The sequence below is a fragment of the Marinitoga sp. 1138 genome (genome assembly GCF_013363265.1).
Lineage (GTDB): Bacteria > Thermotogota > Thermotogae > Petrotogales > Petrotogaceae > Marinitoga > Marinitoga piezophila.
The window spans coordinates 106514-117165 of the sequence record NZ_LBFA01000018.1 but is presented as its reverse complement, the minus strand read 5'-3'; the positions used below and the strand labels follow the sequence as shown (position 1 = coordinate 117165).

Annotated in this window: 7 protein-coding genes; 2 read left to right on the top strand and 5 right to left on the bottom strand. The window is 28.7% G+C overall.

From position 1 onward, the window contains the following. Nucleotides 1–128: 128 nt before the first annotated feature. From XO11_RS06900 to XO11_RS06885, 4 genes are read right to left on the bottom strand one after another with little or no spacing between them, the layout of a single operon-like run. Nucleotides 129–1154: a TrkA family potassium uptake protein gene (locus XO11_RS06900; protein ID WP_014296887.1), complete on the bottom strand. Its 1026-nt coding sequence runs from the start codon at nucleotides 1152–1154 to the stop codon at nucleotides 129–131. Nucleotides 1155–1170: 16 nt separating this feature from the next. Continuing rightward, entirely contained in the window at nucleotides 1171–4062 is a 2892-nt protein-coding gene (locus tag XO11_RS06895) for an N-6 DNA methylase (protein ID WP_175418409.1), read from the bottom strand. Nucleotides 4063–4068: 6 nt separating this feature from the next. Further along, complete coding sequence (locus XO11_RS06890; RefSeq protein WP_217671878.1) at nucleotides 4069–4803, bottom strand: hypothetical protein; 735 nt, start codon at nucleotides 4801–4803, stop codon at nucleotides 4069–4071. After that, nucleotides 4781–6514 carry an NAD+ synthase gene (locus XO11_RS06885; protein WP_175418408.1) on the bottom strand — a complete coding sequence of 578 codons (1734 nt, stop codon included), beginning with the start codon at nucleotides 6512–6514 and terminating at the stop codon, nucleotides 4781–4783. The genes XO11_RS06890 and XO11_RS06885 overlap by 23 nt, the downstream gene beginning before the upstream one ends. A gap of 801 nt (nucleotides 6515–7315) precedes the next feature. On the opposite strand from XO11_RS06885, the gene pgeF reads away from it, so the two are divergent. Next, on the top strand, nucleotides 7316–8083 hold the full coding sequence (pgeF, locus tag XO11_RS06880; RefSeq protein ID WP_014296883.1) for a peptidoglycan editing factor PgeF: 768 nt from the start codon (nucleotides 7316–7318) through the stop codon (nucleotides 8081–8083). A 56-nt stretch (nucleotides 8084–8139) separates the two neighbouring features. Then, entirely contained in the window at nucleotides 8140–9510 is a 1371-nt protein-coding gene (locus XO11_RS06875) for an MATE family efflux transporter (protein WP_014296882.1), read from the top strand. A 35-nt stretch (nucleotides 9511–9545) separates the two neighbouring features. On the opposite strand, the gene prfB is transcribed toward XO11_RS06875, so the two are convergent. Beyond that, nucleotides 9546–10652, bottom strand: a complete 1107-nt coding sequence (prfB, locus tag XO11_RS06870) for a peptide chain release factor 2 (protein WP_175418407.1) — start codon at nucleotides 10650–10652, stop codon at nucleotides 9546–9548.

Sequence of the window (10652 nt, the reverse complement as noted above, 5' to 3'; positions counted from 1 at the left end):
TCTCACCCGCGTCCGAGTATATATATTACCACCTTTCTTCCCATTTGTCAACTTACAAATCTGTTAATTTCGTTAAGCGTTAGTGAATTGATTTCTTTTTTTTCGTTGTTTGTTTTCTATAATAAGCTTTATTCCTGCATTATAACATAATGTTTTAATTTTTCTATTTTTTCCTTATCACCAATTACAACCAACGAATCACCTTTTTTTATAACTAACTCTGATTTCGGATTAAACTGTGTTTTCCTATTATTTCTTACTGCTATAACAACCAGATCTATTTTTTTAGGAATTTCCAATTCTCTTAATTTTTTTCCTATCATCCAGCTATTATCCGGTATTTTTACTTCTTCAAAATTGAAGTTTTCTCCAAAATCCATCTGAAAACTTTCGAAGAATGATAATACATTAGGTCTTAACACCATGGATGACATTCTTTTTCCTGTTATTTCAGGTGGCAATATTACATTATCTACACCGGCATATAATAATTTTCTTAATTCTTCTGCGTCATTTGCTCTTGAAACAACATATAATGCTGGATTTAATGTTTTCGCAGTAAGTGCAATATACAGGTTATCTATATCACTTGGCAATGTAAGCAATAATCCTTTTGCATCAAATATATTTGCCTTGATTAGCACATCTTCTTCTTTGGCATCTCCTATTATGTAATTTAGATCTTTATATTCATCACGAGACAATAGTTTTTCTATCTTTTTTTCATCATCTTCTATTACTACATGCGGAACACCGTTTTTCATAAAATCATCAATTATATATTCTCCAGTTTTTCCACCACCAACAACAATATAGTGATCAGAAATATTTTCCAATCTTTTCATCATTTTCAAAACCCCCAATATTTTTTTAAAGTCTCCTTCTACAAATAACGCTGTTAGAGAGGATATTAAATATAATACTACAGATATACCTGAAAATATTAACAACGCATCAAAAACCTTTGTTACATTGGATATTTTATACGGCATTTCATATCCCACTGTGGAGAGGGTTATTGCTGTTACATAAAAAGCATCAAAGAAACTCCACTTTTCAAGTATCATAAAACCTATTATCCCTATTACAAATATTATCATTATAATTGCTATTGATACTGTTATTTGCCTGAAAAATTTCTTATATTCTTCCATTTCCTCCCCTCCATGTTCATATATACGGAACTCTTTTTTTAAAATATTTTTTTTGATCTAAAAGTATTTTTTCGCTAATATATTCTTCTAAATCTTTAATTTTCGAATATTTTTTTAGTATTTCTTCTGTAATTCCAAGACTGTTGATTTTTTCTTTTATATATTCAATATTCCCTTTTTCTTTTATATATTCATGATTTATGGCAAGGAATATAAGCTCTCTTATATATTCTTTTTCTTTTAATATTAATTGATTATTAATATTATTATACACTATTAATGGATTTGTATTCAATACCCTCGAAAGTCTTTTTATTTTTCCTTCATTATTTTTTCTATTTTTAGAAAGATAAACTTCTTCAAATTCTTTTCTTTCTATTTTTTTATTTTTATCTTTTCTTGTTTTTAAGAATCTATTTATTTCTTTTTGAAGCATAAGTATATCCTGCTCTTTTATATTGAATTCATTTAAATACTTATTTTTTAAAATTGAAATATCAAAAGATATTTCATCTTCTATATGACCAATCCATATTTCAGGAATACCTTCTTGATTTAATATTTCTTCTATTGTTTTTTTCTTTATTCCATATATTTGAAAGATTGTTTTTTCTATAAACCCTTCAAGTATTGTAATATATAATTCCAGCAAATATTTTTGCTTTGTGTATTTTATTACTTTATTTTCAAAATTTTGCATTTCCTTTATTGAATGAAGAGGTGATTCTATATAATGAAGTTCAAGAGGAGATGTTTCAATTAATTGTTTTTTTATTGCTATTATTAATTTTACAGCTTTAATGAGCATTTTTTCTTTTTTTGAATTTTTATATAATCCTGGAGCAATAGGAATATTTTTCAGATCTCCAACTTCAAGATCTACACTTCCTGCTATAAATCTATATATATAAAAAGCTAATTTGCTATTTAAAAATCCCAGTAATGCAAATTTAAAATTTTCATTATCAGTAAATATGCTACTTCCTTTACAATCGAATAAAAAATTTTCAGGTAATAATCTGAATGTTGGCCCTTTTGATGTTGTCATAGAATAGGTTATTCCTGATTTAAAATAGTATTGTCTGTTAGGTAAATGATTTCCCATTTTTTTTAAAAGTTTATAATTCTCTTCATCAAAGGCTATTACCCACCATAAATTCCCATACCATTTATTATAAGGTCCTCCTTTTGCATACGGAACCCATTTTTTACCATCTTTTTTGTGGTTAAAACTTATCTCTTCACGAGGAACTTCCCAATGATATCTTAAAAATCTTTTATTGTCACCTGTTGCAATTCCCTGCCTAACATCAGCAAAATTTATTAATTTCTCATATTCAAAGATTTTTTTTACTTCTTCATTTATCCAATATACAAATGGATAGCCCGGTATTTTTTTAAATTCGTTTTGATTTTCATAATATATATATTTTATTTCTTTTCCTTTTTTTATTATGTTATCTAATACTTCCTTCTTTTTGTTATAATCTATATCCCTTAAATCTATAAATAAACTTTTATTTTCTTTATTCCCTTTTTCTTTTCTAAGAATATACATGGCGGTATCAACAAGTGCATCTTCAAATACGCCTCCAAGACCAAAATGAACAAGAGATTCTATATGCATATTTTTTATTATAAACTTTCTTAAATCTTCATAACTGCTAATAAACATAAAGGTTTGTGGGGTTATCATACCAAGCAATCCGCCATCTCTTAAAAAATCATAATTTCTTTTTATAAAGCACGAATACAGGTTTTTTCTAAAATCAAAGTATCTTTCTCTTATAAGTTTTCTCAATTCTGGCGTATAATCATGAGAATCTGCATAAGGAGGATTGGATATAACTATATCATAGTTTAGAGATAATATTATCAAATATTTTTTCATTTTTTCTGCATAATGTTTTTCTAAAACTGTTTTTTCTGTAAATAATGAATATTTTTCATATTTTTTTATTATCTTTTCTCTATTTTCTTTTGAAAGAGTTATTAAACTCCCTAATTCTTTATATCCAGAAATTTCATTTTTTATAGATTTTAATATCTCCTTAAACTCTATATCTTCAATATCTTCTTCTTTTACAATATCAAAGTTTGTAGAAACTATATTAAAATTTATTGGTTTAATATATCCATCTTCCAGTGCTTTTATTTTCAGAATTGTCTTTGCTATTTCAACACCTTTTTCATCTATATCTATACCATAAATATTTTTTTCCAGTATAAACTTTATATATTCTTCTTTCTTATATCCCTGTTTTTCATAAAATTCTTTTAAGCGGTTATATACTTTTATTAAAAAATGTCCGCTTCCACAAGCGGGATCTATAATTTTTATATTTTCAAGTTTTATTTCTCTTTCTTGTTTCTTATATTGTATTTTGTATTTATTAGCTATTTCAGAATCATCATAGATTTCGCAATAATATTTTGTCAATGTATTGTCAACAAGATATTCTATTATCCACTCAGGTGTATAAAATTGAGATTGTTTATGTATCTTCGGAATATTTTCATCAAGATTGTAATATTGATATGCCCATCCCAGAATATCATCTTTATCCCAATCTTCTACACTACTAAAATTATTATGTATTTTTTTTAATAATTTTTCTTCAATTTTTATATTATATAATTCATCAAATAATTCTGGTATATATCGTTTTAATTCATTGTAATCATACGCATTTTTTAATATGCCTTTTTTATATAATAATTTTGAAGATATAATCTTACTTAATATGTTGAAGGTTATTTCATTTATAAATTTTTCTTTATTATTATCCTTTGCTAAAAATTCCCTGATTATTAAATTTTCCTTTTTAAAATTTTCTATGTTTTTAATAATAAACTCCTTTAGCGTTTTTTTTGATTCTAAAACGCTGTTTTTCAGGTTTTTATACATACTATTTCACCTTTTTTCCACTAAATATATCCTCAAAATATAGTTTTTATGTTCTATATTTATAATATAATATTCTTTGAAAAGCTCTGTTTCCTTTTCGAATAGGTATTTATAATCATCTATTTTATAGATGTTTTCAATATTTTCAATTACGAAATTGGTATACTTAGAACTGATATAAATTACATTTTCTTTTAAACCATTTTTTAACTCTTCAGGTAAATCATTTTCATTTATCTTTTTATATTGCCCAAGCAGAAACTTTGTAAAAAGTTCATCATAACAATCTATCAAATCAATAGGCACTTTATAAAATTCATATATTTTATTATTATAAAAATAGATATTTTTTATTCCTCTAATATAAAAAGCCGGAAAAGATAGTAATACTCCATTTTCTATATATCTAACATTAAAATATTTAAATCCTCTTTCTTCCAATTCCAGATTTTTATATTTTATTAAAAAAGTGGTATCGCCCCTTTTTATAATTTCAATATTACCATCATTGGTTTCTATATACCCCTCATCAAAATACATTTCATCCCAATCTTTTTTAGCCAATCTTAAATGAGGTAAAATTGTAAATTCATTAATTACATATTCAAATTCATCCCAGACAAACCATATAACAAAATATACAGCAAATAAAATCCCAAATATAAATAAAAATGATTTAAAATTCTTTTTCTTTTCATTGTTTGGTAATCTCATTCTATTACCACCATACCTTATATCCATTTGTTATTGGCATTCTTCTATCCTTTCCAAATGCTCTTTGAGTTACTTTTATACCAGGCGCTCCCTGACGTCTTTTATATTCATTAATATCAACTAATTTAACAACGTACTTTACAGTTTCAACATCAAATCCATCTTCTGTTATTTCATCTATACTCATTTCATATTCAATATACCTTTCAAGAATTGCATCTAATATCTCATATGGTGGTAATTTATCCTGATCTGTTTGATCAGGTCTCAATTCAGCTGATGGCGCTTTAATAAATACATTTTCAGGTATAACCCAACTTCCCTTTATTCTATTAAAATATTCCGCTAACTTATATACTTCGGTTTTATATACATCTTTTATTGGCGATAATCCACCAGCCATATCTCCATATAATGTTGCATAACCTGTTGCAACTTCACTTTTATTTCCAGTTGCAAGGGCAATATGGCCAAATTTATTTGAAAAAGCCATAACAATAGTTCCTCTAATCCTTGCCTGAATATTTTCCTCAGCTACATTCATTGGTAATCCACTAAAAGCTGCATCTAATTCTTTTAATAAACTTTCAAATGTTCTTCTAATTGGAATTGTATGCGTTTTTATACCGAGATTTTTTGCAAGATCATATGAATCCTTTATACTTCCTCTTGAAGAATACTGTGAAGGCATTAAAATGCCAAGAACATTCTCAGCACCCAATGCATCTGCTGCCAATGCTGCAACAAATGCTGAATCCATACCTCCACTTAATCCTAAAACCACTTTGCTAAAACCATTTTTATGAATATAATCTTTTAATCCAAGTTTTAAAGCATTGTATATCTCTTCATATCTTTCAAGTAATAATACCTTTTTGTTTCCTTTATAAACGTTGTTCTTCTTTTCTATTGTTTTATTTATTTTAATAACTTCAACATTGTGATTTTCATATATTAAATGTCTTCTTTTAGCTTCTCTTAAATTAGCTCTTGTTGAAGAAATAGGATCAATATCAATAAACTCTATTTTTTCTTCAAATAATGGTAATGAATGTACAACTTCCCCAAATGGATTTATTACCACGCTACCGCCATCAAATACTATTTCATCCTGACCTCCAACAAGGTTTACATATACTAACCATGTGGATAATTCTGCTGCTCTTGTTTTAAGCATTTCCAATCTACTTTCTGGTTTTCCTTTTGTATATGGAGATGCTGAAATATTTACTATTACATGTGCCCCCATTTCAGCAAGATCAACAGCAGGACCATTTGGTACCCATATATCTTCACAAACAGTAACCCCTATTTTTAATTTATTTTCAAGTTCTATCATTAAAGGGCTATGCCCGGGTGAAAAATATCTTTTCTCATCGAAAACAGAATAATTTGGCAAATATATTTTATGATACTTTGCTGATTCTTTTCCATTATACACAACATATGCTGAATTATATGCATCCACATCAAAATCAAGATTACCAATTACAGAAATTGTTTCTTTACCTTTAGAATATGAAATAAAATCATTTAGTGATTTTTTTGTGTCGTCTAAAAATCCTGTTTTTAAAACAAGATCTTCAGGTGGATAACCAACAAGAAATAATTCTGGAAAAACAAGTATATCAGCCTTATTTTCCTGTGCGATATCAAGAGCATTCTTAGCCTTATCAAGATTCCCTTTTAAATTTCCCACATGGGCATTTAATTGTGCCAATCCTATTCTCAACCTCATAACATACACCTCTTTTATAATTATTTAATTTATTAATTTTATTATACCATTATAATACTCATGAGTAAAGACTTAAAAATCACAACTTCCACTTTTTCACAAACCAAATAAAAAAACAAAAATTCCTTAAAAATATTTATTGTAGAAAACTTCATAAAAAGATTCACTCATGCGACTCGATTGCTAATCCTCAAAAACTGCTCATATACGCTGGGGCGCTCAGATTCCCCATCCCTGTGGAAGCTTCGCTCAAAAAAACATCCTGTTTTTTTGTCCCTCTTCATTCGCAGTTTTTTCGGGCAATCTTCGAGCATTCGTTCATCTTTTTATTCAATTTTCTTTTATGTTTTACTTATTTTAATATAATCTAATAAAGAAAATAGAAATAATAATATGAGTGAAGACTAAGAATTTCCCGCAGCGGGGATTACAGAATAGTTGGAAAAAATAAAAGCGAGTGAAGGCTCGCAGAGTGCCTGAGAAAATTGTGAGTGGAAGGGGTCAAAATCACACGGATGTGATTTTGAGTGAAGACGAACATGGATGTGAGTCTGCAACGACCCCTGAGAACGAACAATTTTCGAAGATCAGCACTCAAGTCGCCTGAACAAGCTTTTATTTTTTCCAACACAAAGAATTTTCAAATGGAGCAAGGATCAGAAATTCTTGCCGTTTGAATGAACATTATTTTTATTTTTTTCAATCAAACACAAAAAGAACAATCATAACCGTGAGTTTGCAACGCTCGGTAGGAATATGCTATTATAATAGTAAAAAATAGCATTAAGGAGCTGATTATATATGTTATTAAAAGAAAAAGAAGGCCTTAAATTCCTTACATTCTCTCATTTCGAAAAATTCAACAACCTCTTTCATCTATTCACAACAAGAATATACAAAAACACCAATGATTTTAATCTCAACAAAAGACTATTAGATTCAGATATACAAATAAAAAACAACTATTCAACGCTGTGCAGAATATTCAATATCCCTCCAGAAAACTTAGTCTTTTCAGATCAGGTTCATGACAATAAAATAAAAATAATAACCCAAAATAGTGATTCCATAAAAGAAATAGATGGATTAATAACCAATGAAAAAAACATCTTCTTAGTTACATATTATGCAGATTGCACTCCAATATATTTCTACGATTATAAAAAAGAAATAATCGCATTGGCTCATTCTGGCTGGAAAGGAACCCTAAAAAGAATTGCACAAAAAACTATAAACACCATGGTAACTAATTTCAATTCCAACCCTTCAGATATATTAGTTGGTATTGGTCCCTCAATAGGACCAGAATCCTTTGAAGTAAAAGACGATGTAAAATCATTATTTGAAAAGGAATTTAACTATAACGACATTATAATAAGAAAATCCGGCAAAATATACATCGATATATGGAAGACTATAAAATACCAGCTTATTGAATCTGGTATTCCAGAAAATAATATTGAATCTTCTAATCTTGATACATATAAAAGAGCAGACTTGTTTTTCTCATATAGAAAAGAAAAAACCTCCGGAAGAATGGCTGCAATAATGGGATTAATTGACAAATAAAAATTATTCTGATATAATAGTTCGTAAGACTAACTGTTTGTCTGGAGGTTTTGAAATTGTCTAAAGCTACTATTAAAAAAAATCACAGGGTTGATATATTCTCGAGATCCATATTAAGTTCTTTATTTTTATTGTCATGGCCAATGATTGTTTCCAATTTAATGCAAACACTATATAACATAGTTGATGCATATTTTCTTGGCAAGTTAGGAAAAGTAGAATTTTCAGCAACCACCATCACATGGCCTCTGGTATTTGTATTTATTTCTTTTACAATAGGATTTTCAAATGCTACTGTAACCCTTGTTTCGCAATATACCGGCGCAAAAAATAAAAAGATGTCACAAAAAACTGCGGGACAGGCTTATGTTGTATCAATAATCCTTGGATTAATCCTGTCCACAATTGGGATTCTGTTTTCAAATCAAATAATACATGCAATAACAGGTGAAAAAAGTGCTGAAGTTATTCCATATGCCATAAGATATTTTAATATAATTATGATTGGTATGCCATTTGGATTTTTATTTAATATTTCTTCTTCTATATTAAGAGGTTGGGGCGATTCAAAATTTTCAATGCACATGATGTTCTACTCTACTATTATTAATATAATACTTGACCCTATATTTATATTTGGATTCTGGTTAATACCGGAAATGGGCGTTGCTGGTGCTGCATGGGCAACAACAATTTCAAGGTTTATTACAGGTGTTGTTTCATCCTACCTTGTATTCAAGGGAGAAAGAGGATTTAAAATTAATATAGAAGATTTAAAACCTGATATTGAGATTATAAAGAAAATATTATTTATAGGTTTCCCGGGTTCTTTAAGTTATACTATCACTTCAATTGGATTTGCTGTTATTATGAAATTTGTATCTTCATTTGGACCTGTTATAGTAAGCGCTTATGGAATAGGAAACAGAATAATAAATTTAATAACCATGATCTCCTTTGGTATTGGCTCCGCTGTTACCACAATGGTTGGTCAATTTTTAGGGGCTAATGAAATAGAAAATGCTGAAAAAACTGTAAAAACTGCTTTTATAACTAACTTTTTAATAATTACAGTATTGAGTACATTTACATTTTTCTTTGGCGGTCATTTAACAAAGTTCTTTATAAATGAACCTGAGGTTATAAAAATAGGGGACATATTCTTTAAGTATGTTTCTTTTTCACTTCCGTTTTTTGCATCTATGAGTGTTTTTGTAAATACCCTTGTAGGCGCTGGAAAAACAGGGCAGTCAATGATAATAAATATTACCAGATTATGGGGAATTAGAATACCGCTCATTGCTTTAATGTCTCAAAAATGGGGGTTTTTAGGTTTATTCTATGCTATGATTATAAGCAATATACTTGCCATGATATTAGCATGGCTTTTCGTTAAATTTGGAAACTGGCGAAAAAGCATTATATAAAACAAAATGCCCGAAAAAATCGGGCATTTTTTATATTATTCTTTATTCAATTGTGCAAAGTATAAAAGTTCTGCTTCTATAAATCCGTCAAGTTCTCCATCTAAAACCGCATCTGAATTTGATGTTTCATAATTAGTTCTATGATCCTTTACCATTTTATATGGATAAAGCACATAAGATCTAATTTGATTACCCCATGAAATATCCTTAACATCTCCCATTAATTTCATCTTTTCTTCCATTTTCTTCTGCATTTCCAATTCATATAATCTTGCCTTTAAAATCTGCATGGCTGTTGCCTTATTTTGATGCTGCGATCTTTCATTTTGACATGCAACAACAATACCTGTAGGTAAATGAGTAATTCTAACTGCAGAGTCTGTCTTGTTAACGTGCTGCCCACCAGCACCTCCAGCCCTATATGTATCTATTTTCAAATCATCTGGCCTTATTTCAATATCTATTTCTTCATCTATTTCAGGTGTCACAGAAACAGAAGCAAAAGATGTATGTCTCCTATTTGCCGCATCAAATGGCGAAACTCTTACCAACCTATGAACACCAGACTCATATTTTAATTTACCATATGCAAATGGACCGCTAATTTTTACAGTTACACTTTTTATACCTGCTTCATCACCAGGTAGATAGTCTATAATTTCCAATTTGTAACTGTTTTTTTCTGCCCATCTGGTATACATTCTAAGCAACATATCAGCCCAATCCTGAGATTCTGTTCCACCTGCACCAGGATGAATTGTAAGATAAACATTGTTTGAATCGTATTTGCCAGAAAGTAGCATTGCCAATTCAAAATCCTTAACCTTTTTTTCTATCTCTCCTAATATCTCCATTGCCTGTTCTTTCATTGAAGGATCCTCTTCGCCAAATTCTATAGCAACCGCTAAATCATCAAACAATGAAGATAAATTATTGAACTCTTCCATTTCATGTTTTAAATGTTGCAATTCACGAGAAATTTTTTCTGCCTTTTTTTGATCATTCCAGAAATCAGGATCTGTCATTTTATTCTCTAATTCAGATATTCTAGCAGTTGTTTTTTCAATATTAAAAAGATTCTTTAGATTTTCAAACTTCTCCTTAAGCTCGTCTATTTTCACTTTTACTTCATAATCGAGCAT